The sequence below is a fragment of the Pectobacterium parvum genome (assembly GCF_020971565.1).
In the GTDB taxonomy this organism is placed as follows: domain Bacteria; phylum Pseudomonadota; class Gammaproteobacteria; order Enterobacterales; family Enterobacteriaceae; genus Pectobacterium; species Pectobacterium polare.
In genome coordinates this window covers 1986641-2011725 of sequence record NZ_CP087392.1, presented here as the reverse complement: position 1 = coordinate 2011725, position 25085 = coordinate 1986641, and the positions used below count along the sequence as shown (strand labels likewise).

Below are 25085 nucleotides of genomic sequence, written 5' to 3'. Positions count from 1 at the left end.
ATCTACTAGCAGTCAGGACTTAGGAATTGATAAAGCTCTCGGGAGTGATAACGCCAGATGTGCGCCTGATTTACAGGGACAATCGGCATTAATGCATTACAAACCAGCACTTCATCCGCATCAGACAGTGCGGTCTGGGGTTCGCTGACGATCTGTAGCTCGAAATCAGAATCTGCCAGCAAGGCAATAATATGCTGCCGGGCAACGCCATCCACACCTGACTCGGATAAATCCGGCGTATAAACCCGATGCCCCTTACGCCAGAATAAATTCGCGGCACAGCATTCCACTAGCGCACCAGAAGTGTCAAGCACGAGGGTCTCATCGGCTGAGGTCTGGTCAAGATGCGCGCGGATCAGCACTTGTTCGAGCCGATTCAGATGCTTTATCCCCGCCAACAGCGGACTTTTAGCGAGCGCCACCGGGCTGAGATTCAGGCTAATACCGTGCTCACGCCAGCCGGCATAGTGCGCAGGATAACTTACCTGCATGACGACTCGGGTTGGCTGCGCACAGCCTTGAGCACTATAACCTCGCCCGCCGACACCCCGCGTTAGCATCACTTTCACTACGCCGTCCGCCCGCCCCAGCGCAGCCTGTTTCATTTCAGCGATTAGGCTTTCCCAATCAAGCGTCGGAAATAATAAGCGCGTAGCGGCCTGTTGCAGACGCACGACGTGCCGATCAAGCCAGACAATCTCGCCATCGCATACTCTGGCTGTCGTAAAACAGCCGTCACCGTACTGTGTACCCCGATCGAGTACCGAAAGCTGTTCCTGTAACTGACCATTAATCCACAGCATATAAGCTCCGCATCATTCATCGTCGTCAGCTTGCCAGCAAAGCGGCGTTGCAGACAAGCAGGTGTGTCTGATTTTATGCAGGCAAAAAAAAACCCGGAAACCGGGTTTTTTAAAAACGCTATCGCAATCAAACTTTACGGAAGATCAGAGAACCGTTGGTTCCACCGAAGCCGAAAGAGTTGCAGAGTACGTATTCCAGGTTGCTGACCTGACGCGCCTCATGGGGCACGAAATCCAGATCGCAGCCTTCATCTGGATTGTCCAGATTGAGCGTTGGCGGAACAGACTGATCGCGCAGAGCAAGAATACTGAAAATAGACTCTACTGCGCCTGCAGCACCGAGCAAGTGACCCGTCATGGATTTTGTCGAGCTCACCAGCACACTGCTGGCGTCTGCGCCAAATACGGATTTCACTGCCTGCGTTTCAGCTTTATCACCCGCAGGCGTAGAGGTGCCATGCGCGTTGATATAACCGATCTGGCTCGTTGCCAGACCCGCGTCACGCAGCGCATTTTCCATCGCCAACGCAGCACCAGAACCGTTCTCTGGTGGAGACGTCATATGATACGCATCGCTGCTCATGCCAAATCCAACAATTTCTGCATAGATTTTTGCACCGCGCTTTTTCGCGTGTTCATACTCTTCCAGCACCATAAGGCCAGCACCGTCACCCAGTACAAAGCCATCACGGTCTTTATCCCACGGACGGCTTGCCGCCTGAGGATTATCATTGCGCGTAGACAATGCACGAGCGGCACCGAATCCACCGACACCCAATGGCGTACTGGCTTTTTCTGCACCACCAGCCAACATCACATCCGCATCGTTGTAAGCAATAATGCGAGCGGCTTGACCAATATTGTGTACGCCAGACGTACAGGCCGTAGCGATAGAGATGCTCGGGCCACGCATTCCGTACATGATAGTAAGATGCCCAGCCACCATATTGACGATGGTTGATGGCACGAAGAACGGGCTGATTTTACGCGGGCCGCCATTCACCAGCGCAGTGTGGTTCTCTTCAATAAGACCCAGACCGCCGATGCCGGAACCAATCGCCGCACCGATACGCGGAGCGTTTTCTTCCGTGATTTCCAAACCGGAATCCTGCATAGCTTGAACGCCAGCAGCAACACCGTATTGAATAAAGGCATCCATTTTGCGTGCTTCTTTACGCGAAATGAATTCCTCAGAATTAAAATTCTTTACTAAGCCAGCAAAACGCGTTGCGTAGGCACTAGTATCGAAATGGTCGATCAGGCTGATACCACTCTGACCGGCAAGAAGAGCACTCCAGGTAGACTCAACTGTATTGCCGACAGGAGATAACATGCCCAGTCCGGTCACAACTACTCGACGCTTAGACACGCTTATCCTCCAGGGAGGGAAAAAAAGACACTGCGGGACAAAAAAACTTAGGCGGTCGAATGACCGCCTAGATATGTTCGCTTACTGCTGGTTAGCCTGAATGAAATCAATGGCTGCTTGAACAGTCGTGATTTTTTCAGCTTCTTCGTCTGGAATCTCAGTATCAAATTCTTCTTCCAGAGCCATTACCAGCTCAACAGTGTCAAGAGAATCAGCGCCGAGGTCGTCAACGAAAGAAGCATTGTTTACGACTTCTTCCTGCTTAACACCAAGCTGTTCAACGATGATTTTCTTAACGCGTTCTTCGATAGTGCTCATACTCTTAAATTTCCTATCAAAACTCGCTTTCGCGATGGTTTTCGTAGTGTATAAAATGTTTGAAAAGATGCAACAAAATCTCGGCTGGTTGAACCACGATTTTGTGCTATTTTGCGGTTATCACCGCAAATAATGCAAATAGTTTTCGAGCTTTTTAGATCATATACATGCCGCCATTGACATGCAATGTTTCGCCAGTAATGTAAGCAGCTTCATCAGAGGCTAAAAATACAACAGCACTGGCGATTTCTTTAGCATCACCGAGTCGGTTAGCTGGAACCGACGTCAAAATGCCTGCTCGCTGTTCTTCTGTCAATGCCTGAGTCATATCTGTTTCGATAAAACCAGGCGCGACAACGTTGACCGTAATACCACGAGAAGCCACTTCACGCGCGAGGGATTTACTGAAACCAATCAGTCCCGCCTTCGCTGCCGCGTAGTTAGCTTGTCCTGCATTGCCCATCGTTCCCACAACGGAACCGATGGTAATGATCCGGCCAAAACGTTTCTTCATCATGGCACGCATCACTGCTTTAGACATGCGGAATACCGACGTTAAATTGGTATCCAGAATATCGTGCCACTCATCATCTTTCATACGCATCAGCAGGTTATCACGGGTGATACCCGCGTTATTGATAAGAATATCAATTTCCCCGAATTCTGCGCGAATTTCTGCTAATACGCTTTCTACTGATGCTGCATCGGCAACATTCAGCATATAACCTTTACCGTTCTCACCCAGCCAGCCACTAATGGCTTCAGCACCTTTTTCGCTGGTTGCGGTACCAATGACTTTTGCCCCGCGGGCAACCAACGTCTCGGCGATGGCACGCCCAATACCACGGCTTGCACCGGTAACCAGTGCAATTTTCCCCTCAAAACTCATTGTCTTCTCCGTTCTTATTTCTCAATCGCCGCTGATAGAGAAGCAGGATCGTTCACCGCTGCTGCTGTCAGGGTATCGACGATTCGTTTGGTTAAGCCAGTCAATACTTTACCCGGCCCGACTTCTAGCAGCGACTCAATGCCCTGAGAAGCCATAAATTCAACACAGTCAGTCCAGCGCACTGGGCAATGAAGCTGGCGCACCAGCGCATCGCGAATGGCTTCCGGCGTGGTTTCGATGCGAGCATCAACATTATTCACAACGGGGATGACCGGAGAATTAAACGTCACGGATTCCAGCGCGACAGCGAGTTTCTTCGCTGCTGGCTCCATCAGCGCACAGTGTGACGGTACGCTGACAGGCAGCGGCAGCGCACGCTTCGCACCCGCTGCTTTACACGCAGCACCAGCACGCTCAACGGCGTCTTTATTGCCCGCGATCACCACCTGACCCGGTGAGTTGAAGTTTACCGGAGACACCACCTGCCCCTGCGCGGATTCTTCACACGCTTTAGCAATGGCATCGTTATCAAGCCCGATAATGGCATACATCGCACCCGTACCTTCCGGCACCGCTTCCTGCATCAGTTTGCCACGCAATTCAACCAGACGAACAGCCTGTTGGAAATCCAGAACACCGGCACAAACCAGTGCTGAATACTCACCAAGGCTATGACCAGACATCAGAGCAGGTGTTTTGCCGCCCTGCTGCTGCCAGGCGCGCCAGATAGCGACAGAAGCGGTCAGTAATGCAGGCTGCGTCTGCCAAGTTTTATTCAACTCTTCAGCCGGCCCTTGCTGGGTCAATTGCCACAAATCATAACCTAACGCTTCAGAAGCCTGAGCAAACGTTTCAGTGACGATCGGGTATTCTGCAGCAAGTTCAGCCAACATCCCTACCGTCTGCGATCCCTGACCTGGGAACACCATTGCAAATTGCGTCATATCACAATCCTGTTTAATTAAAAACGAACCAGTGCAGAACCCCAGGTAAAACCGCCACCGAAGGCTTCAAGCAGCACCAGTTGCCCTGGTTTAATACGCCCATCGCGCACCGCTTCATCAAGCGCTGAAGGCACAGAGGCTGCGGAGGTATTACCATGACGATCCAGCGTCACAACCACCTTGTCCATCCCCATACCCAGCTTTTTCGCCGTGGCGCTGATGATGCGCAGGTTAGCCTGATGAGGCACCAGCCAGTCTAATTCACTTTTATCCAGTTGAGCCGCTTGCAGCGTTTCTTCAACGATATGTGCCAGTTCAGTCACGGCCACTTTAAAGACTTCATTACCCGCCATCGTCAGGTAAGCAGGCGTATCCGTATGATTACGATCCTGATGTGGCAACGTCAGCAGTTCGCCATAACGGCCATCGGCATGCAGATGGGTAGAAAGAATACCCGGTTGCTCTGACGTCGTTAACAGGACAGCACCCGCACCATCACCGAATAGAATCAGCGTGCCGCGATCTTCAGGATCCAATGTACGAGACAACGTATCAGAACCGATCACCAGTGCGTATTTTACCGCACCACTTTTAACATATTGATCGGCAACGCTCAGAGCGTAGGTAAAACCTGCACACGCAGCGGCCAGATCGAAGGCGATCGTATCTTTGATCCCTAGCAGTTGCTGAACCTGACAGGCTGAGCTAGGGAAAGCATGGCTTGATGATGTTGTAGCAACAATCAGAAGACCGACTTCAGAAGGATCGACATTCGCCATTTCCAGCGCTTTTTGCGCGGCACGGTATCCCATGGTCGCCACGTTTTCATCCGGCGCAGCAATACGGCGCTCACGGATTCCAGTACGTGTGACGATCCAGTTGTCCGTCGTTTCCACCATCTTTTCTAAATCAGCGTTCGTCCTGATTTCTTCAGGCAGGTAGCTGCCCGTTCCGATTATTTTTGTATACATGTACGCTTAATCACTCTTGGGTAATACCGCTTCTAGACGAGCGGCAATCCGCTCGGGAAGCTGCCGCCGTACCGTCTGCATTGCCTGTTCAATAGCAACCGCAAACGCTCTCTGGTTTGCTGCACCATGGCTTTTGATTACAGTTCCCCGTAACCCTAGCAGGCATGCGCCATTATATTGATCGGGATTCAAATGACCGAAACGCTTTGATAAGCGTTTTTGTAACAAACGCCCTAGCCATTTCAGCCACCAGGATCGCTTTTGTTTTTGCCCAGGGTCTGAAGTTGGAGATTTCAGCAGTGACAGGAACATCCTTACCACGCCTTCCACCGTTTTCAGGGTGACATTGCCCACAAAGCCGTCACAGACCATCACATCCGTTTTCCCAGTCAGCAGATCGTTGCCTTCCAGATAACCGATATAATTTATTGATGGTGCCTCTTTTAGCTGTGCCGCTGCTTCACGGATAGTGCTCAGCCCTTTGCTTTCTTCTTCACCGATATTCAACAACGCGACCCGAGGATTAGTCAGTTCCAGCACTTCTTCTGCCATCACTGAGCCCATCACGGCAAACTGAACCAGCATCGTGCTGTCACAGTCAACATTTGCCCCCAGATCCAACACGACTGTTTTTCCGTGTTGCTGGTGAGGTAATACTGATACCAACGCGGGTCGCTCAATTCCGTCCAGTGGCTTAATCAGGAGCTTTGCCAGCCCCATAAGCGCACCGGTGTTGCCTGCACTTACACAGGCCTGTGCCCTGCCGTCTTTAATCAACTCAAGCGCTATGCGCATTGAGGTACCACGGCTCGCACGAATAGCCTGCGACGGCCTCGCATCACTAGCAATAACCGACTCCGCCGGTATAACTTCTAAGCGGGAAAGTAAATCTGAATCGACTTTGGCAAGTAATGGAGTAATCGCAGCAGGATCGCCGACTAATAACAAATTGAGAGCTGGATTAGAAGCCAGTGCCTGCAATGCAGCAGGCACTGTTACGCAGGGACCAAAATCCCCGCCCATCGCATCTAACGCCAGAGTTAGGCGTGTCAAGGTATTGCCTTGCAAATAATTCGCAAGAATTACTTAGCAATGACCTTGCGACCGCGGTAGTAACCATCCGCAGTGATGTGGTGACGCAGGTGAGTTTCGCCAGAAACTTTATCTACGGATACAGAAGCGGTAGTCAGCGCATCATGTGAACGACGCATACCACGTTTGGAACGGCTAGGTTTGTTTTGTTGTACGGCCATGGACCTTACTCCTTATTGCTTATGCTTTAAACTGGCTAATACGGCAAATGGATTTGGTTTTTCCGCCTCTGCAGGCAGTTGACCAAATACCATATCCGCTTCGGACACTTCACAGTGTTCAGAATCATGCACCGGGGCGATAGGCAACATCAGAATAATTTCATCTTCAATCATTGCCAGCAGATCGACTTCGCCAAAACCATCGACGCCGATCGGCTCATACGCTTCCGGTAACGCTTCGGCCTGCTCATCATTGACGACCGGGCTGAAACAGAATGTCGCATGGACTTGATGTTCAAACGGCTTTCCGCAACGCTGACACATCAGAGTGACAGTAACGTCAGCGTTACCGTCAATCACCGCCAGACGCTGATTATCAATATTGAAAGATAAAGAGGCCTGAACATCACCATCCACACTCACCACTGATTCGGCAACACGCTCTACTTGTTCAGCTGAATAGATACCAACGTAATCTAAACGCTTCTGAGCAGTGCGGACCGCATCAAGGGTTAAGGGTAATTTTACCTTTTGCATAGGGCGCGCATATTAACGTCGTAACGACATAGAGTCAAAGAAAAAGGCAGTGATACACCACCTTTCACCAATATTCGCTTCCAGAGCGGCGCATAGTTTAAAATGCCTTTCATCATTACGCTACGGTTTATCAAAAAATTATGCAGCAGATTGTTCTCGCCTCAACGTCACCTTACCGCCGAGCCTTGTTGGAAAAGCTGGCGATCCCCTTTGTTTGCGCATCGCCAGACATTGATGAAACCCCTCACCCCGGAGAAAACGCCGTCGATCTCGTGATCCGCCTTGCTGAAAGCAAAGCACGAGTGCTGGCCGCTCACTACCCTAATCACCTGATTATCGGTTCCGATCAGGTTTGCGTCCTTGGGAACGCGATAACAGGAAAACCACATAACAAGGGTAACGCAACACGCCAGTTACAGCAGGCCAGCGGAAAGTGTGTTTCCTTCTTTACGGGTTTAGCGCTCTTCAATAGCGCGACCCAAGAAATACAGAGCCTCGCAGAGCCATTTGACGTGCATTTTCGTACGCTAACGGAAGCGGAAATTGACGGTTATCTGGAGAAAGAACAGCCGTGGAACTGCGCGGGCAGTTTTAAAAGCGAAGGATTGGGCATTACCCTCTTTGAGCGGCTATCTGGGCGCGATCCTAATACGCTCATTGGGTTGCCACTGATCGCGCTAACACAGATGTTACAAAAGGAAGGCGTGAATCCACTGACGATGTGAAATGAATCGGGATAGCACGATGAAGCACTATCCCGACAAATAAGGCATGTAGGTATGCGAGGTTATGCTTTTGTCTTGCGCAACGCTTGCAGACAGCGACGCAATCCACTATCCAATGGGGCTTCGACCCTCAGCGTCTCACCTGTGTTCGGGTGCTCAAAACGCAGCGCTTGTGCATGCAGGAACAGACGTTTTAGGCCTGTGCCTACCAGTTGCTGATCGAACTCACGATCGCCGTAGCGGTCATCGAATGCTATAGGATGCCCGGCATACTGCGCGTGTACACGAATTTGGTGCGTACGCCCAGTAACAGGGCTAGCCCGCACCAGCGTCGCGTGTTCAAAACGCTCTTCTATTTTAAAGCGAGTTTCTGACGGTTTACCGTCGCTGTTTACCCGTACGATGCGTTCACCGCTTTGCAGGATATTTTTTAACAGTGGAGCCTGAACGACCTTGCAGTGAGACTGCCACTGGCCGCGAACCAGCGCCAGATAGTCTTTTTGCATGCCTTTCAGCCGTAGTTGTTCATGCAGAGAACGTAAGGCCGAACGTTTTTTGGCGACCAGCAAAACGCCAGAGGTATCGCGATCGAGGCGGTGTACTAATTCCAGAAAACGCGCTTCAGGGCGTAAAGCCCGTAACCCTTCAATCACGCCAAAACTTAAGCCACTGCCGCCATGCACGGCTGTACCTGAGGGCTTATTTAGCACCAGCAGGTAATCATCTTCATAAATAATGCACTCGGCCAACGCCGCCACTTTACCAAGACTGGCAGAAACAGGGGTTTCATCGCGTTCTGCCTGTCGAACAGGCGGAATACGAATGACATCACCATCGAGCAATTTATACTCAGGTTTGACCCGTTTCTTATTTATCCTTACCTCACCTTTTCGCAAGATACGGTAAACCATGCTTTTAGGCACACCCTTTAAGTGGGTATGTAAAAAATTATCGATGCGCTGCCCCGCTTCATCTGCGGAGATCGTCACAAATTGTACTGAAGGATTATCTGTTTTCATGATGCGCGATTCTAAATAGAGCAACCCGATAGCGCCACTTCTTTTTCTGTGCTTAACTGTGTGTCTGACTTATGAAGATATTGTTGCACTATCGAATAAGTGGGCGGGTGAGTTGGGCTATAGCATCAAACCCTGTCCGTTTTAGTGATAACAACAGAACTATCTTTATACAGACAGGTAAAGTCACCTTGCTATAACGGTATCAGCAGTGGAATAATGCTTTTGCGTTTCCCACGCGGATTTCCGATAGAACAAGGGGAAATTGCGAAATTATTAAGTTTGCCTGATGACACACACACGCAGCAATGGCGTAAGACGTAATGTGATATCAAGCAGTTAGCGGGCTGCGGATTGCAGCTTGGCCGGCAAATGGAATCAGATCTGGCGACATAATTCAGAAGCTGTTCCCTCAGTAAATGCGCTGTTTTCCATCAGGAAACACAGGCTACCGAAACATGCGTCTCTATGCAGGCGACAACCGGGAGGTTGACGTCCCTGCGATAAGCCACGAGACCATCGGTTCACTCCGGTCATGCGGTTCTTTTGTCCGCAGCTCTATCAATAATGCAAGTAAAAATAACGAGTAAGTTGAAGATGAAAAGAATGTTAATTAACGCAACTCAGCAAGAAGAGTTGCGTGTTGCCTTGGTTGATGGTCAACGGCTGTATGATTTGGATATCGAAAGTCCAGGCCATGAGCAGAAGAAAGCAAATATCTACAAAGGTAAAATCACTCGTATCGAACCCAGTCTTGAAGCGGCTTTTGTTGATTACGGCGCTGAAAGACACGGTTTCCTCCCTCTTAAAGAAATCGCCCGCGAATACTTCCCTAGCAACTATTCTTCCCACGGTCGTCCTAACATCAAAGACGTGTTACGTGAAGGTCAGGAAGTCATTGTTCAGGTAGACAAAGAAGAGCGTGGCAACAAAGGCGCGGCACTGACCACCTTTATCAGTCTGGCAGGCAGCTATCTGGTCTTAATGCCGAATAATCCTCGTGCAGGCGGTATTTCACGCCGTATCGAAGGTGACGATCGTACCGAGCTCAAAGAAGCGTTGGGATCGTTGCAACTGCCCGATGGCATGGGGCTTATTGTTCGTACCGCTGGCGTGGGCAAATCCGCTGAAGCGCTGCAATGGGATCTGGCTTTCCGTCTGAAACACTGGGACGCGATCAAAAAAGCCGCCGAAGGCCGCTCTGCACCGTTCCTGATCCATCAGGAAAGTAATGTGATCGTCCGTGCTTTCCGTGACTATCTGCGCCCGGACATTGGCGAAATCCTGATCGACAACCCAAAAATTCTCGATCTGGCGAAAGAACACATTTCTGCGCTAGGTCGCCCCGATTTCAGCAGCAAAATCAAATTGTACAGTGGCGAAATTCCGCTTTTCAGCCACTATCAAATCGAATCGCAGATCGAATCGGCTTTCCAGCGTGAAGTTCGCCTGCCGTCCGGTGGCTCTATCGTTATCGATACGACCGAAGCGCTGACAGCAATCGATATCAACTCCGCCCGTGCAACGCGCGGTGGTGATATTGAAGAAACTGCGTTCAATACCAACCTTGAAGCCGCAGACGAAATTGCCCGTCAGTTGCGCTTGCGTGACCTCGGTGGCCTGATCGTTATCGACTTCATCGATATGACACCAGTTCGTCACCAACGTGAAGTTGAAAACCGCCTGCGCGACTCTGTACGCCAGGATCGTGCACGTATTCAGATCGGCCGGATTTCCCGCTTTGGCTTGCTGGAAATGTCGCGTCAGCGTCTGAGCCCTTCGCTGGGTGAATCCAGCCACCACGTCTGCCCACGCTGTAGCGGCACAGGCACAGTTCGTGACAATGAATCACTTTCACTGTCTATTCTTCGTCTGATCGAAGAAGAAGCGCTGAAAGAAAATACCAAAGAAGTCCACGCGATTGTTCCAGTTCAGATTGCGTCTTATCTGCTGAACGAAAAGCGTGATGCCGTTAACGCCATTGAGAAACGTCAAGGCGGCGTGCGCGCGATCATCGTGCCACACGACGGTATGCAGACACCGCACTACTCCGTTGTTCGCGTCCGTAAAGGCGAAGAAAAACCGACGCTCAGCTATTTGCTGCCTCAGCGTTTGGAAACGGAAACGCAGCAGTTGCAAGACGAACAAACGATCGAGCGTAAACAGCCTGAACAACCGGCTTTAGCAACATTTAGCATGACTGAAATGCCAGAGGAAACCACGCCTCCAGTTGCCAAAGAGGCTCCTGCTGTAGCGAAAGCCACAGAGGATGCTCAACCGGGCCTCATTAGCCGTTTCCTCAGTGCCTTGAAAGGCGTATTCGCTTCTGAACCTGTTGAAAAAACAGTGGATGCTGCTGACGATAAGAAAGCAGAAGAAGAGAAATCTACTGAGGGTCAGCGGTCTGAACGTCGGAACTCACGCCGTCAGGGTAATAATCGCCGTGACCGTGGCTCACGTGAACAACGCGATGACCAGCGCCGTAATAAGCGACAAAACGAGGAAGCAGTTGTTGAAACCCGCGTTGCAGAAGATGCTGAGAAAGCTGGATCGGAAGAGCAGCCGCGTCGTGAACCACGTGCCGAGCGTCAGCGTCGTCGTCAGGATGAGCGCCGACAGGCTCCGGCTGAGGCAAAAGCACAACCAGTCATTGATGACAATGTAGCCGAGCAGGATACACCGACTCAGGTTATGCCACGCCGTCAACGCCGTCAGTTGACGCAGAAAGTACGTGTCCAGTCTGAAACTGAGCAGGATACTCTCTCTGGTAACACTGTGCCTGTTGCTGAAGCATCCGAGCAGACTCAAGCTTACGTCAAACCAAACAATGCTGCGGTAGACAATAACGAAGTCGATAGCGAGCAAAATGACGCAAATCGTGCCAACGCCGAGAATAGCGGTATGCCACGTCGTTCACGTCGCTCACCGCGTCACCTGCGCGTTAGCGGTCAACGTCGCCGTCGCTATCGTGATGAGCGTTACCCGTCTCAGTCTCCTATGCAGTTGGAATTTGCCGCCGCATCACCGGAAATGGCATCAGGAAAAGTATGGGTCAGCTATCCTCTTGTACAGACACAGCAGGCTGAAAGCCAACCACAGGACGAAAACGTTGCAGCGATTGAAACACCGCTGTTACCTGCCGTCGTTGAAGCCGCAGTGACTGCACAAGCAGATACAGTGGAATCCAACGCGGTTGAAAACGTTGCGATTATTGAAGCAGTGGTTCAGGAAGAAGTCGCTGTAACCGCAACAGCACAGTCTGCCGACGTGATTCAGGATAGCAATGTCGCAGATGTCGAGGTAAGTGCCGCAGACGAAGAAACCGTCGTCGAACCCGTTACCGAGAACACCGCTATCGATGATGCTATCGCTGCAGTTGCCGTAAGTGCCGTTGAGGAAGCAAAGGCTGCTGAAGACGTACAGATCGTTGAACCTATTGCTACTGAAAACACATTAGTTGAAGCTGTAGTGGCTGAAACTATCGTGACTGACGATGTCGCAATGGAAGCAGTTGCAGAAGACAAGCAGACGGACAACATCGCTGATACAACCGAGAAAGCAGATGTGACAGAACCTGTTTCTACTCCGGCGGTTTCCGCAGTTCAGGAAATTAGCGCAACACTGAGCGTTCAGGATAAGCCTGTAACCACGACCAACGAACAGCAGATTGCGGAAGAGCCGGTATTGAGCGAAACAAAAGCAGCTGCGGTTGCTGATGTTGATCAGCCTCGTTATAAGCTCCATGCGACAGCACCAATGACTAAAGCGCCAGCGCCGGCATACCATGCTGAGCCTGCTCGACACAGTGATTGGGTACGTCCAGACTATCCGTTCTTAGGAAAAGGTTCGGCAGGCGGTCATGCGGCAGTTAACCAATCAACTGCACCAGCAACCAAACCTACACCCGTCAGCGAGTAATTCTGGCTTCTATAGATAAACACCCGCCAATTGGCGGGTGTTTTTTTATTCAGAAACTGTCGTTAGCCTAAAAAGCTCAACGTCTTAATATCTACGCTGTCTGTTTTGCCATCCAGTTCCACCAAGAAGCGTTTAAAGTGCTCACTCTGCCCATGTGATGCCACAGCATCTTGATTCTTCCAACGCTCGAAGAACACAAACAAACCCGGTTTATCCACAACTTCATGCAGATCATACTGCACATTGCCTACTTCCTGTCGGCTTGGCGATACCAACCGTTTTAGCGTTTCAGTAACATCTGCAATGAACTCTGCTTTTGCCTGAATAGTGGCCACAATACGAATTTCCATATACATCCCTTATTTATCAATGAAAAGATAATGCTATCAAATGCCAATCCACGGTTAATTTCAAGCATTCATCAACAAACGGATGCATTCAAATGGCTTTACGCTTATCCTTATCCCCCGCCGTATCAGTCCCAAAACCAACCGAAAGATGCTGTTTTTCTACTGACCGCCGGAGCGCAATTCCATGACCGCACAGCCCACTATTCTTAAAATCCGTCGCCCTGACGATTGGCACATTCACCTGCGTGACGATCGGATGCTGGAAACCGTTCTCCCCTATACCAGTCGTTTCTTTGGCCGTGCGATTGTTATGCCTAACCTGACGCCGCCGATTACCAGCGTAGCCAGCGCTATCGCGTATCGTCAGCGTATTTTAGCCGCGGTCCCGCAGGGTGATGATTTTCATCCGCTGATGACGTGCTACCTGACCGATGCGCTTGATGCTAACGAAGTCGTGAGTGGTTTTGAGCAAGGCGTTTTTACCGCGGCCAAACTCTATCCAGCCAACGCCACAACGAACTCCAGCCATGGGGTGACCAGCATCGCCAATATTTTCGGCATTCTGGAACAAATGCAGAAAATTGGCATGCCGTTACTCATCCACGGTGAAGTTACCGATTCCGCCGTGGATATTTTCGATCGGGAAGCACGCTTCATCGAAACCGTGCTGGAACCATTACGCCAACAGTTCCCTGAACTGAAAGTCGTCCTTGAGCACATTACAACGAAAGAAGCCGCACAGTATGTTGTTGACGGTAATGATTACCTCGCCGCAACCATTACGCCGCAGCACCTGATGTTTAATCGCAATCATATGCTGGTTGGTGGCGTTCGTCCTCACCTGTATTGCCTGCCTATCTTAAAACGCAATACGCATCAGCAGGCGCTACGTGAAGCCGTCGCCAGCGGCTGTGACCGGCTTTTCCTCGGCACGGACTCCGCACCGCATGCCAAACACAGAAAAGAGTCCAGCTGCGGCTGTGCCGGTGTGTTCAATGCTCAGGCGGCATTAAGTACATACGCCACCGTTTTTGAAGAAATGAACGCGTTGGATAAACTCGAAGCATTCTGCTCCCTAAACGGCCCGCGTTTTTATGGCCTGCCGGTGAACGACAGTTGGATTGAGCTTCACCGTGAAACCGTCACATTCCCAGAAGAAATCCCTCTCGGCGACGAGTCGCTAATCCCCTTCCTCGCCGGACAAAGCCTCAACTGGTCAGTCCGTTAGTCGACAAGCCCAACCGCATTATGCCGATGGGCTAAATTTTATTGCGCGTCTTGTTCTCCACTTGCAATGGCTGTATAAATAAACAGTTTAAAGTTTGGAGGTCAGCATGCGCGTAGAAATCACTCTTGCAAAGACAACGCCTTTACCCGTCGGTGCCATCGACGCGCTCAGGCATGAGTTGGAAAAACGTATTCATAAAATTTATCCCGATACCCCCATTCAGGTTCGTTATACATCCGCAAACAGCCTGACGGTAATGGGAGCTGGCAAAGAGGACAAAGATCGTATCTCTGAAATCTTGCAGGAAACGTGGGAAAGTGCCGATGACTGGTTTACGGCAGAGTAATCTAAAGCTTGAAAGATAACGAAGATATAGGCTGTAATGGCAGTTTAAAGCGGCATTTCGCCATGTGCTATGACCGAGGGTATCTGTTATGACGGTAGAAAAACCAGAAGAGGCAATGACATTCGGGGAATTGCTGGAGCTGATTGGCGAGCAACAACGCAAGATCGATGCTCTGGAACTCGCCTTTTCATCCCTGGCATTCTGCCTTGATGAGAAAGCAAATAAGCTGATGATTCACAATCTGACACTGGAATCTCAAAATGAAAATCGGGATCCAGCAATGAAGAAATACCTTACCCGACTTGCTGCCGCATTAGAGAAAAATTCGGGGCCTGCTGTAGAATAATGTTCGATTGCCCTGTAACAACACCTTCGGGATGAAAGCCTATTCGTCCCGATATTTTATCTGACGCATCGCTTATCCCTTAGTCATACCTGCATGTCTAATGTGTTTTACGAAAAATTGAAAATATTTCCAATAAATTAAATAAGCCACAGTATACTGATAATGCTTGTTTAAAAATAATGATCCACCTGAAGCCTCGTTAGTCACTCATGTTAGTAACTAGTCAATAAGGGGTATTTATGGATAGAAAAAATGAAGTTATTCAGACACATCCTCTTGTAGGTTGGGACATCAGCACCGTTGACAGTTATGACGCCATGATGATCCGTTTGCACTACTTATCCACCTCGGACCAAGCACCAGATGAAGCACATGTAGACCGGACGCTCTGGCTAACGACAGATGTTGCAAGGCAGTTGATACACATACTCGAAGCCGGTATTGCAAAAATCGAATCAACAGACTGTGACGCCAGTGATTATCGAAAACATTAGTAATTGATAACGTTATTAATATTATATTCAATACCCAATGATTTACGTTAATGACAATTGTTAAAATAACAACACCGCCTTATTGGCGGTGTTGTTATTTTAGGTTTGTTCTCATTTCTTTTTATAGCATATATAGACTACGTCACACTCGCCTGATTTTATACCAATAATCACCCGCTACATAATTATTCAACTAATCGAGTGTCTTTCCGGCACAATTAATTTAATTAGCCGCCATCTTTATTCATCTTTCACCTGAAAACAGGTATCAGAAATATCTATTTCTAGTAAAGATCTTCCATAACCAAACTGAATAAATTATGAATTTAAATTCAAAAAAATTGTTCATGTTTATGATAATGTTACAATTTGAAAGTTTATATTGATTTTATGTTTCTTCCTGTTAAATTTCGCCGAATTGACTGCGTTACCGATCTGATAAGGAGTTATCACCATGCTTTGGCGTAATACCTCTTCTCGTTATGGCCATATCAGCATTCTGTTGCACTGGATTGCAGCGTTAACCGTTTATGGCATGTTCGCTTTAGGGCTGTGGATGGTCACATTAGGGTACTACAATATTTGGTATCACCGTGCCCCAGAGATTCACAAAGCGATTGGCGTGCTGTTCTTTGCCATCTTAATCTTTCGCGTGGTGTGGCGTTTTATCTCCCCACCGCCTCCGGCGTTGAAAAGTTACTCCACATTAACCCGCGTCAGCGCGATGCTGGCTCATATTGCACTTTATGTCATTCTTTTCGCCATTCTCATTAGTGGATATCTCATTTCCACTGCCGAAGGGCATTCCATCTCAGTTTTTGGCTGGTTTTCTATTCCGGCCATTGTCAGCGGCTTGACGGATCAGGCCGATATAGCAGGCGACGTGCATCTTTATCTTGCATGGGCGGTGGTTGCCTTATCAGCGCTGCACGGTTTAGCCGCATTAAAACACCACTTTATCGATGGTGATAACACGTTGAAACGGATGTTGGGTCGCAACGTTCCTTAACTTTCTGGATTTATGGAGAAATACCAATGCTGAAGAAAACACTACTGAGCCTGACTGCAGTATCCATGCTTACCTCTGCCGGTTCCGCACTGTCAGCAGAGTACAAGTTCGATAAAGAAGGCCAGCACGCGTTTATCGAATTCCGCATTAAACACCTCGGTTATAGCTGGCTTTACGGCAGCTTTAACGACTTCGATGGCGCTTTTACCTTTGATGAGAAAAACCCATCAGCGGATAAAGTGAATGTCACTATCAACACCAACAGCGTTGACACTAACCACGCTGAACGTGACAAGCACCTTCGCAGTGCAGAATTTTTAAACGTTACCAAGCATCCGCAGGCAACGTTTACGTCCACTGAAGTGAAGAAAGATGGCGAAGATTACGATATTACCGGCAACCTGACCTTAAATGGCGTCACCAAGCCCGTTAAGCTGGATGCCAAACTCATTGGTCAGGGTGATGATCCTTGGGGTAACTATCGTGCAGGATTCCAAGCCGAAGGCACTATCAAGCTGAAAGACTTCAACATTACAACCGATTTGGGTCCAGCTTCACAGGATGTAGAATTGATTATTGCCGTTGAAGGCGTTCGCCAGAAATAAGGCGGCACTGCGCATCAACAATACACAGCCCTTTCCGTTGGAAAGGGCTTTTATATTGCACGATAAGCCGTTGGCTATTTAGCCTTATCTTTTGCTGCGGGTACCGGAATGTGCAACGTTGACTGCAATAACCCTTTGGATTTATTGAAGATTTTCATCCCATTTTCACGCCCGCTGCGTATCGCTCTTTGTTCTTCCAGCGGCAGCTTCATCTCTTCCTGACACGGCGTGCTACAGCAACCTTCGTATTTTTCAGCACAGCTCGGACATTGGATAAACAGAAGATGGCATCCTTCATTACGGCAGTTAGTGTGACTGTCACACGATACTCCGCACTGATGGCAATGCGCGATAACGTCATCAGAGATACGCTCTCCCATTCGCTCATCAAACACGAAATTCTTGCCGATAAACTTCAGCGGTAGCCCTTGAGCTTTAGCCTGGCGAGCATATTCAATGATACCGCCCTCTACGTGATACACGTTTTTAAAACCGTGATGCAGCATGTAGGCGCTGGCCTTTTCGCAGCGGATACCGCCCGTGCAGTACATGACAATATTTTTATCACGCGCCTCATCCAGCATATCCACGGCCATCGGTAACTGCTCACGAAAAGTATCCGACGGTACTTCCAGCGCATTCTCGAAATGTCCGACTTCGTATTCGTAATGATTACGCATATCGACGAATACGGTATCAGGATCGTCGGCCATCGCATTAACCTGATCGGCTTTCAGGTATTGCCCGACATTCGCTGGGTTAAAGGTAGGATCGTCAATGCCATCGGCAACAATCCGTTCGCGTACTTTCATACGCAATACCCAGAACGATTTCCCGTCATCTTCCAAAGCGATATTTAAGCGAATCTGATCGAGTGCCGGATGCGCACTGAACAATGCGGCTTTAAAGGCATCGAACTGATTATTGGGCACGCTGATTTGGGCATTAATCCCTTCAGTAGCAATATAAATGCGCCCGAAGACCTTATATTGCTCAAGCTGAATATACAGACGATCGCGAAAGGCTTTTGGATCGTCAATCATAAAATATTTATAGAAGGAAACTGTGGTACGCGGCTCGGTTTCCGCAAGCATACGCGCCTTCAGTTCCTCATTAGAAATTCGGTTATGTAACACTGGCATGGTGTACGTTCCTGTCTTCATTGAGGTTAGCGTGTGACGTTTATCATCGAGCTATGGCTCGACATACTGAATCGCCCGGCATCATACCTGATAGCGCCAAGCCTGTCAGGGCATGAAATGGATAGCGCAACGACAAAGAGTGATCTACCGTAAACCCATGATCTTACCGTAAACCAATAGCTTCTGGGATTCATTTTCGCTTTCATGAAGCACCATCATCGAAGGATTTGTCATTATGAGTCAGCTTTTCTCTCCCGTATCGCTCGGTAAACTCGAACTGCCCAACCGAATTATCATTGCACCTATGTGTCAGTATTCAGCTGAGGACGGCAAGGCAACAGCCTGGCATACCATGCATTTAGGTAATCTGTCACATTCTGGAGCAGGGCTACTTATTATTGAGGCGACCGCAGTCTCACCAGAAGGGCGGATTTCCCCGCACGACCTTGGTTTGTGGGATGACGCGACCGAACACGCTCTTGCTGGTGCGATTCACGCGGTAAAAACCTATTCTGCCATACCTCTCGGCATACAGTTGGGGCATGCAGGTCGCAAAGCATCAACAGGCGTTCCGTGGAGCGGGCGGGCATTTCTGCGCCCGGAACAGGGGGGGTGGCAAACTATCGCACCATCGGCTGTTCCTTATAACGCCAGCGATGCGACACCACAGGCCATGTCAGAACCGCAAATCCGTGCGCTAATTGACTCGTTCGTTGACTCCGCTAAACGTGCGGACCGTCTGGGCTTTGACCTGATAGAGATTCACGCGGCTCACGGCTATTTACTGCACCAGTTCCTTTCACCGCTGACAAATCAGCGCACAGATCGCTATGGCAGCTCGCTTCAGAATCGTATGCGTCTGGTCATTGAAATTTACCGCGCGATACGCGACGTTTTCCCTGCACATAAAGCCGTCGGCGTGCGTATTTCTGCAACAGATGGTGTGAAAGAAGGCTGGGATCTGGAACAATCTGTACAGCTCAGTAAAGCGCTACACGAATTAGGCTGCGACTTCATCCATGTTTCCAGCGGCGGGCTATCGCCGTTACAACAGATTCATCCTGCACCTAATTATCAGGTGCCGTATGCGCAGCGAATTAAGCAAGAGGTTGGTATTACGACCATCGCTGTTGGATTGATCACCGAACCGGAACAGGCTGAAGCGATCGTTGCAACCGGTGAGGCAGACGCTATCGGGCTGGCTCGCGCTATACTTTTCGATCCACGCTGGCCGTGGCATGCCGCCGCCCGACTGGGCGCACAAGTATCTGCTCCCCCACAGTACTGGCGCAGCGAGCCACGTTACGCCAGAGGTATTTTCAAACAATAGCGATAAGTATGATGTGCCAGGCGACCCAATCAGGGTCGCCGCGTCCCTCTCTCAGCATGCGGCATGCCACCAAATGTCAAAACTCATTCTCTGGGAATGATACGATTAAGACCGTTTTTTGCATAAAAATCAGCCAATAAGGCGGCGATAATTTGTTTTATTGGCAAAGCACCGCAATAATCTATCTTGCAGTTAGTCATTAAATCGATTTTTTTAACGGTTCGCGTGCTGACCAGCACCAAAATGTTGATACTGAGGCCATGACCCAAATCCCTTCTTTTAATCGTTCATTGCTACATCCGCGCTACTGGCTCACCTGGTTGGGCATCGGTATCCTTTACCTGATCGTTTTGCTGCCCTACCCCGTTATTTATCGTATCGGTACTGCGCTCGGCTGTCTGGCTATACACCTGCTACCAAAGCGCGTCAAGATCGCCACTCGCAACCTTGAACTGTGTTTCCCCGACATGCCACAGGCCGAGCGTGATGTATTAGTTAGGAAGAATTTTGAATCGGTCGGCATGGGCGTAGTTGAAACAGGTATGGCCTGGTTTTGGCCAAATTGGCGTCTCGAACGCTGGTTTACGGTTACAGGCCTTGAGCACATACGCCCTGAGAACGAGCGGGAGCAAGGCGTATTACTGATCGGGCTACATTTTTTAACGTTGGAACTCGGTGCGCGCGTTTTTGGGATGCACAATCCGGGAATCGGCGTGTATCGTCCGAATGATAACAAGCTGATTGACTGGTTACAGACATGGGGAAGACTGCGTTCCAATAAATCCATGCTGGACCGGAAAGATCTTAAGGGCATGATACGCGCCCTCAAACAGGGTGACATCATCTGGTATGCCCCAGATCATGATTATGGCCCGCGCAGTAGCGTATTCGCCCCGTTGTTTGCCGTAGACACCGCGGCAACCACCCGCGGGAGCTATATGCTGATAAAAACGGCGCTTCCGGCAATCATCCCATTTGTGCCACGCCGACTGCCCGAAGGAAAAGGTTATGAATTACTGATTCAGCCTGCTGAACAGGGTGCACCTGTAGATAATGAAACCGTGACCGCTGCCTGGATGAACAAGATTGTTGAAAAGAATATTCTGTTCGCCCCGGATCAATACATGTGGCTACATCGCCGTTTCAAAACCCGCCCAGAAGGTGAACCGTACCTTTATTAACGAATGTACTCCTGTAGTTTCAGGCATTGCGACACCTTATGACAGACGAAAAAAAGCAACGGCATTGATTGCCGTTGCTTTATCTTTCACACCACTAATTTTCTATACTACAAGCAGTTAGCTTTTGATATGAGGTGCGGGAAGTTTTTGGTAAGACTCAACCCACGCAGCATACGCTTCCGGTTTTTGCCACACATGGTAGTGCAAGCGCGAGATCGTAACGGGATCGCTAAGCAATGCCAGACGCTGATTATTGCTCACCTCTTCTGGCTTACGACTCAAGGCATCACGCACATTTTGCTCACGTACGTCTTCAATTGCCTGGCTGAAGCGATGACGGGCCGTTGCCATTGCACTGGCAAGGGCGTTAACTGACGGATCAAAGACAGCCTGCATAAACCCGTTATCGAGTCTACGTTGGTGGTTCAATCGGCAATATTCATCCGTAGCGACCAGTTCGCGTGGCGGATTAAACTCTTCAGGGATCATCAACAGCTTCGCACGCTTACAGCCCAAACCCAATGCTGCACGGCTCGAATAAACCGATACGAACGGCGACAGAATCAGTGAGAAGACAATCGGTGACAGCCACCATAAGAAGCGCAGATCCAACCATGCCATGCCAATCGCCCAGACCAGTCCGAGAATCAGCTGGGAACCATGGCGCACAAATGCTTCGCTCCACGGTGTCGCATCATCGTCACGCTGTGGAGAATTCCACTGTACTGACCAGCCGAGAAACGCACTGACTACAAACACCGTGTGGAACAGCATACGAACCGGTGCCAGCAGAACCGAGAACAGCATTTCCAGCAACAGAGAAAGGAAGACTCGGACAGCGCCGCCGTACTCTTTTGCTCCTTTCGCCCACACAAGAATCACGCTCAATAATTTTGGCAAGAACAGCAAGACTAATGTCGTTGAAAAGAGTGCGATAGCCAGTTCCGGCCGCCACTGTGGCCAGACGGGGAACAGCTGTCGAGGCTGCAAGAAGTATTGTGGTTCCATCAGCGTATGCACAACCTGTAAAGCTGTAGAGAGCACCAGGAACATAAACCACAGCGGTGCAGACAGATAAGACATCACACCAGTAAGGAAAACAGCACGGTGAACCGGATGCATGCCTTTCACCAGGAACAACCGGAAATTCATCAGGTTACCATGGCACCAGCGGCGGTCACGTTTCAGTTCATCCAACAGGTTAGGCGGCAGCTCTTCATAACTTCCCGGCAGGTCGTATGCGATCCACACTCCCCATCCTGCACGACGCATCAGCGCCGCTTCAACGAAGTCGTGAGACAGAATCGCACCAGCAAACGAACCTTCACCCGGCAGCGGTGCCAAGGCACAGTGCTCGATGAACGGTTTAACGCGGATAATCGCGTTATGCCCCCAGTAATGCGACTCACCCAGTTGCCAAAAATGCAGGCCAGCGGTGAACAACGGGCCGTAAACACGCGTTGCAAACTGCTGGCAGCGTGCATACAGCGTATCCATGCCAGAGGCTTTCGGCGAGGACTGGATGATACCGGCGTTCGGGTTCGCTTCCATCAGTCTGACCAAAGACGTCAGACATTCACCGCTCATTACGCTATCGGCATCCAGTATCACCATATAGCTATACTGATTACCCCAGCGGCGGCAGAAGTCATCGATATTGCCGCTCTTACGTTTGACGCGACGACGGCGACGGCGATAGAAGATACGCCCTGCTCCACCAACATCACGGCACAGTTCCATCCAGGCTTTTTGCTCTGCTACGCAGATATCGGGATCATTACTGTCACTCAGGACGTAAATATCAAAATGCTCAAGGTTGCCCGTCGCTTCAACTGATTCATACGTCGCACGTAATCCCGCAAACACGCGTTCTACGTCTTCGTTACAAATCGGCATGATTAACGCCGTGCGATGCTCGGGATTCAGCGCCTCGTTACCCACCGTCGTGGAAGAGATACTGTATTTGTCTCGACCAATCAGCAGTTGCAGGAACCCCATCAGCGCGGTCCAGAACCCAGCCGACACCCAACAGAACAGCACCGCAAACAGAACGAGTATGCCGCTTTGTAACACATAAGGCAGCAACTGCATCACCGAGCGCGTCCAAGGCTGACCCGCCATTTCAAACGGATCGATCAGCGCCCACCCCTGATAAGGCAGGATGGTTTTCATATACCAGGTTGCGATCGCCGTCTGGAACAGCGTCAACGCCAGCAGAATATAGCGGCGGATTGTCCCCACCAGACGCCAGCGGTTTTCGGAAATTTTCTCTTCTGGGCTGTAATGAGGACGAGGCGGTACGGTACGGCCCAGCAGACTTTCCCACCAGCGAATCAGTGGGTTCGTCCGCCAAACATCAGGGAACATAGAGGCACGGGTAATGACGGGCATCGCTTTTAATGCCGTCCGCCCTTCCCTGTCTGTTCCGAGCTGCTTACCGCTGGCCAGGCCATCAGCCCAAGCCATTTCAAGACGAGCCTGCACGGAATGCAACGCTGCATCCTCTTCAGACTGAACATTGACTTGGCTACCTTCAGACAAGGCCTGATGCAAAACGGCCTGATCGTTCCAGGCCGCTTGCGGTAATTTTTCGCGAAGAACCTCTGCCTGCGGAGCAGGCAGAGGAAGTTTCTCAATGTAATCGAGAGAAGAAGTTGACTTATTCATTAGCAGGCAGCTGATTGCTCCAGGTTTCAGTCAATGTCGTCTCGCCATTAACCAACGCAGCTCTCATTTCAGTCGGCTGTTTCGCATCCTTCACACGCAAACGCAGCGTCAGACGCCAGCCATGAGTTACCGGGTTATAGCGAACATTATTTTCTACAATCTCGCCGTTGTCGCCAATGCTGACCTGAGAGACTACCGGCGCGTTCTCATCCAACTCTTTTAAATTCGGTCCAACAAAATCCACAATGTAAGCGATCGTGCCGTCAGGCTGGCGGATCAGGTTAGATTGTTTAACATCACCGGCAGAACGGCGAGTTTGTTGAACATAGGCAATGTTCGGGGAGTGCAGTTGATCTTCGTCGCGCGTAAAGTGCAGACGATATTTGATATCCAACGGTTTGCCCGTTTCAGGCAACACATCCGGCGTCCAGAAGGCAACGATGTTGTCATTGGTTTCATCCGCGGTAGGGATTTCAACCAGTTCAACTTTCCCTTTGCCCCATTCGCCTTTCGGCTCAATCCAGCCGCTTGGACGCAGATCGTAACGGTCGTCAAGATCTTCGTAGGCAGCGAAATCACGGCCACGCTGTAGCAGACCAAACCCTTTCGGATTTTCTACCGCATACGTGCTCACGGACAGATGCTTAGGATTATTCAGCGGACGCCAAATCCATTCGCCATTACCGGCATGGATTGACAGACCGTTAGAGTCGTTCAGCGCTGGACGATAATTCAGCGTTGGTGACGGCTGGTTCGGCCCAAACAGATACATACTGGTCAGCGGAGCGATACCCAGCTTGCCCACTTTATCACGCAGGAAGACTTTAGCCTGAACATCTACGACGCTGTCACGACCTGGATAAACGGTAAAACGGTAAGCCCCTGCGGCACGCGGCGAATCCAACAGCGCATAAATCACCAGGTGTTTATCATTTTGTTTTGGACGTTCAATCCAGAACTCACGGAAGCGCGGGAACTCTTCACCAGAAGGCAAAGCCGTATCGATAGCCAGACCACGGGCTGACAAGCCATAAATCTGGCCTTTACCTACCACACGGAAATAACTAGCACCCAGCATGCTGACGATTTCATCGTTCTTATCTGCTTTATTGATCGGATAGAGAACTTTAAAACCAGCAAAGCCGAGATTTTTAACCGTTTCAGGATCGTGATTAACGGAACCAAAATCAAAATACTCAGGAGAGTATTTAATCTCATCAACCGTTGTCGCCGTCACTTCATTAATTTTTACCGGCGTATCGAAATACATGCCCTGATGGTAAAACTGGAGCTTAAAAGGCGTCTGTACATTATTCCAGTATGATTTATCGTTATTGAAACGAATCTGCTGATAGTCCGCAAATTTCATATCACGGAATTGCGCAGGCAGATTACTTTTCGGCGCTTCAAAACCCTTTTGTGCCAGCTTTTCAGCCTGCTGTGCCACATCATCAATAGAAAATGCCCAAGCAGGCACTGCGCTTACAGACAGCATAACGGCGGCGGACAGCCAGCGAAGGCTAGCAACCCGCTGTTTAAACCCAAATTTATTATCCAGCACAGCTCCCCCTGTTGGTGTGCTTCAATCAACTAAAATCCATATTAATGGATAAGTTAGCTTTCCGACAACTTGATAAAGATATT

Annotated in this window: 24 protein-coding genes; 10 read left to right on the top strand and 14 right to left on the bottom strand. The window is 49.8% G+C overall.

Annotated features, from left to right (window positions below; all coding sequences use genetic code 11):
• Window positions 1-5 precede the first annotated feature (5 nt).
• The 9 genes from pabC to yceD form a co-directional block, all read right to left on the bottom strand.
• Window positions 6-803 carry an aminodeoxychorismate lyase gene (gene pabC, locus LOZ86_RS09080; RefSeq protein ID WP_039512629.1) on the bottom strand — a complete coding sequence of 266 codons (798 nt, stop codon included), beginning with the start codon at window positions 801-803 and terminating at the stop codon, window positions 6-8.
• A 127-nt stretch (window positions 804-930) separates the two neighbouring features.
• Window positions 931-2172, bottom strand: a complete 1242-nt coding sequence (fabF, locus tag LOZ86_RS09075) for a beta-ketoacyl-ACP synthase II (RefSeq protein ID WP_039480309.1) — start codon at window positions 2170-2172, stop codon at window positions 931-933.
• 81 nt (window positions 2173-2253) lie between these two features.
• Entirely contained in the window at window positions 2254-2490 is a 237-nt protein-coding gene (gene acpP / locus LOZ86_RS09070) for an acyl carrier protein (protein ID WP_005970506.1), read from the bottom strand.
• Between the two features lie 154 nt (window positions 2491-2644).
• Window positions 2645-3379 (bottom strand): 3-oxoacyl-ACP reductase FabG, encoded by a 735-nt coding sequence (fabG, locus tag LOZ86_RS09065; RefSeq protein ID WP_010276180.1) that lies wholly within the window; start codon window positions 3377-3379, stop codon window positions 2645-2647.
• A gap of 14 nt (window positions 3380-3393) precedes the next feature.
• Complete coding sequence (fabD, locus tag LOZ86_RS09060) at window positions 3394-4323, bottom strand: ACP S-malonyltransferase (RefSeq protein ID WP_039480306.1); 930 nt, start codon at window positions 4321-4323, stop codon at window positions 3394-3396.
• 17 nt (window positions 4324-4340) lie between these two features.
• Window positions 4341-5294: a beta-ketoacyl-ACP synthase III gene (locus LOZ86_RS09055; protein WP_111778415.1), complete on the bottom strand. Its 954-nt coding sequence runs from the start codon at window positions 5292-5294 to the stop codon at window positions 4341-4343.
• A 6-nt stretch (window positions 5295-5300) separates the two neighbouring features.
• Window positions 5301-6347, bottom strand: coding sequence for a phosphate acyltransferase PlsX (gene plsX / locus LOZ86_RS09050; protein WP_039480301.1), 1047 nt, complete (start codon window positions 6345-6347; stop codon window positions 5301-5303).
• A gap of 29 nt (window positions 6348-6376) precedes the next feature.
• Window positions 6377-6547 (bottom strand): 50S ribosomal protein L32, encoded by a 171-nt coding sequence (gene rpmF / locus LOZ86_RS09045; RefSeq protein ID WP_005970518.1) that lies wholly within the window; start codon window positions 6545-6547, stop codon window positions 6377-6379.
• Between the two features lie 12 nt (window positions 6548-6559).
• Window positions 6560-7084, bottom strand: coding sequence for a 23S rRNA accumulation protein YceD (gene yceD, locus LOZ86_RS09040; protein ID WP_039480298.1), 525 nt, complete (start codon window positions 7082-7084; stop codon window positions 6560-6562).
• A gap of 140 nt (window positions 7085-7224) precedes the next feature.
• On the opposite strand from yceD, the gene LOZ86_RS09035 reads away from it, so the two are divergent.
• Window positions 7225-7809 carry a Maf family protein gene (locus LOZ86_RS09035; protein ID WP_039480296.1) on the top strand — a complete coding sequence of 195 codons (585 nt, stop codon included), beginning with the start codon at window positions 7225-7227 and terminating at the stop codon, window positions 7807-7809.
• A gap of 62 nt (window positions 7810-7871) precedes the next feature.
• On the opposite strand, the gene rluC is transcribed toward LOZ86_RS09035, so the two are convergent.
• Window positions 7872-8828, bottom strand: a complete 957-nt coding sequence (gene rluC, locus LOZ86_RS09030) for a 23S rRNA pseudouridine(955/2504/2580) synthase RluC (RefSeq protein WP_039480293.1) — start codon at window positions 8826-8828, stop codon at window positions 7872-7874.
• 594 nt (window positions 8829-9422) lie between these two features.
• On the opposite strand from rluC, the gene rne reads away from it, so the two are divergent.
• On the top strand, window positions 9423-12743 hold the full coding sequence (gene rne / locus LOZ86_RS09025; RefSeq protein ID WP_039480291.1) for a ribonuclease E: 3321 nt from the start codon (window positions 9423-9425) through the stop codon (window positions 12741-12743).
• Window positions 12744-12805: 62 nt separating this feature from the next.
• Here the strand turns inward: rne and LOZ86_RS09020 are convergent, their stop codons facing one another.
• Window positions 12806-13093, bottom strand: coding sequence for a putative quinol monooxygenase (locus tag LOZ86_RS09020; protein WP_039480289.1), 288 nt, complete (start codon window positions 13091-13093; stop codon window positions 12806-12808).
• A 184-nt stretch (window positions 13094-13277) separates the two neighbouring features.
• Here LOZ86_RS09020 and pyrC point away from each other — a divergent pair, with 184 nt between their 5' ends.
• The 6 genes from pyrC to LOZ86_RS08990 all read left to right on the top strand — a co-directional run bounded on the left by pyrC (window position 13278) and on the right by LOZ86_RS08990 (window position 17121).
• Window positions 13278-14321: a dihydroorotase gene (pyrC, locus tag LOZ86_RS09015; RefSeq protein ID WP_039512633.1), complete on the top strand. Its 1044-nt coding sequence runs from the start codon at window positions 13278-13280 to the stop codon at window positions 14319-14321.
• A 106-nt stretch (window positions 14322-14427) separates the two neighbouring features.
• A complete protein-coding gene (dinI, locus tag LOZ86_RS09010; protein WP_039480284.1) occupies window positions 14428-14667 on the top strand; it encodes a DNA damage-inducible protein I in 240 nt (79 codons plus the stop codon).
• An 88-nt stretch (window positions 14668-14755) separates the two neighbouring features.
• Window positions 14756-15013 (top strand): hypothetical protein, encoded by a 258-nt coding sequence (locus LOZ86_RS09005; protein ID WP_039480282.1) that lies wholly within the window; start codon window positions 14756-14758, stop codon window positions 15011-15013.
• A 239-nt stretch (window positions 15014-15252) separates the two neighbouring features.
• Window positions 15253-15507 (top strand): biofilm formation regulator BssS, encoded by a 255-nt coding sequence (bssS, locus tag LOZ86_RS09000; RefSeq protein WP_010276127.1) that lies wholly within the window; start codon window positions 15253-15255, stop codon window positions 15505-15507.
• A gap of 454 nt (window positions 15508-15961) precedes the next feature.
• On the top strand, window positions 15962-16516 hold the full coding sequence (locus tag LOZ86_RS08995; RefSeq protein ID WP_039480281.1) for a cytochrome b: 555 nt from the start codon (window positions 15962-15964) through the stop codon (window positions 16514-16516).
• A gap of 29 nt (window positions 16517-16545) precedes the next feature.
• Window positions 16546-17121, top strand: coding sequence for a YceI family protein (locus LOZ86_RS08990; RefSeq protein ID WP_165707374.1), 576 nt, complete (start codon window positions 16546-16548; stop codon window positions 17119-17121).
• A gap of 74 nt (window positions 17122-17195) precedes the next feature.
• Here the strand turns inward: LOZ86_RS08990 and trhO are convergent, their stop codons facing one another.
• A complete protein-coding gene (trhO, locus tag LOZ86_RS08985; RefSeq protein WP_039480277.1) occupies window positions 17196-18263 on the bottom strand; it encodes an oxygen-dependent tRNA uridine(34) hydroxylase TrhO in 1068 nt (355 codons plus the stop codon).
• Window positions 18264-18498: 235 nt separating this feature from the next.
• Between trhO and LOZ86_RS08980 the strand changes: the two genes are divergently transcribed.
• Both LOZ86_RS08980 and LOZ86_RS08975 read left to right on the top strand, forming a co-directional pair.
• The gene (locus LOZ86_RS08980) at window positions 18499-19593 is read left to right on the top strand and encodes an NADH:flavin oxidoreductase/NADH oxidase (protein ID WP_039480276.1); all 1095 of its coding nucleotides are present in this window, start codon (window positions 18499-18501) and stop codon (window positions 19591-19593) included.
• A 260-nt stretch (window positions 19594-19853) separates the two neighbouring features.
• On the top strand, window positions 19854-20774 hold the full coding sequence (locus tag LOZ86_RS08975) for a Kdo(2)-lipid IV(A) acyltransferase (RefSeq protein WP_111778413.1): 921 nt from the start codon (window positions 19854-19856) through the stop codon (window positions 20772-20774).
• Between the two features lie 117 nt (window positions 20775-20891).
• Here the strand turns inward: LOZ86_RS08975 and mdoH are convergent, their stop codons facing one another.
• On the bottom strand, window positions 20892-23441 hold the full coding sequence (gene mdoH / locus LOZ86_RS08970; protein ID WP_039480269.1) for a glucans biosynthesis glucosyltransferase MdoH: 2550 nt from the start codon (window positions 23439-23441) through the stop codon (window positions 20892-20894).
• On the bottom strand, window positions 23434-24936 hold the full coding sequence (locus LOZ86_RS08965) for a glucan biosynthesis protein G (RefSeq protein ID WP_106389038.1): 1503 nt from the start codon (window positions 24934-24936) through the stop codon (window positions 23434-23436). The genes mdoH and LOZ86_RS08965 overlap by 8 nt, the downstream gene beginning before the upstream one ends.
• Between the last annotated feature and the right edge of the window lie 149 nt (window positions 24937-25085).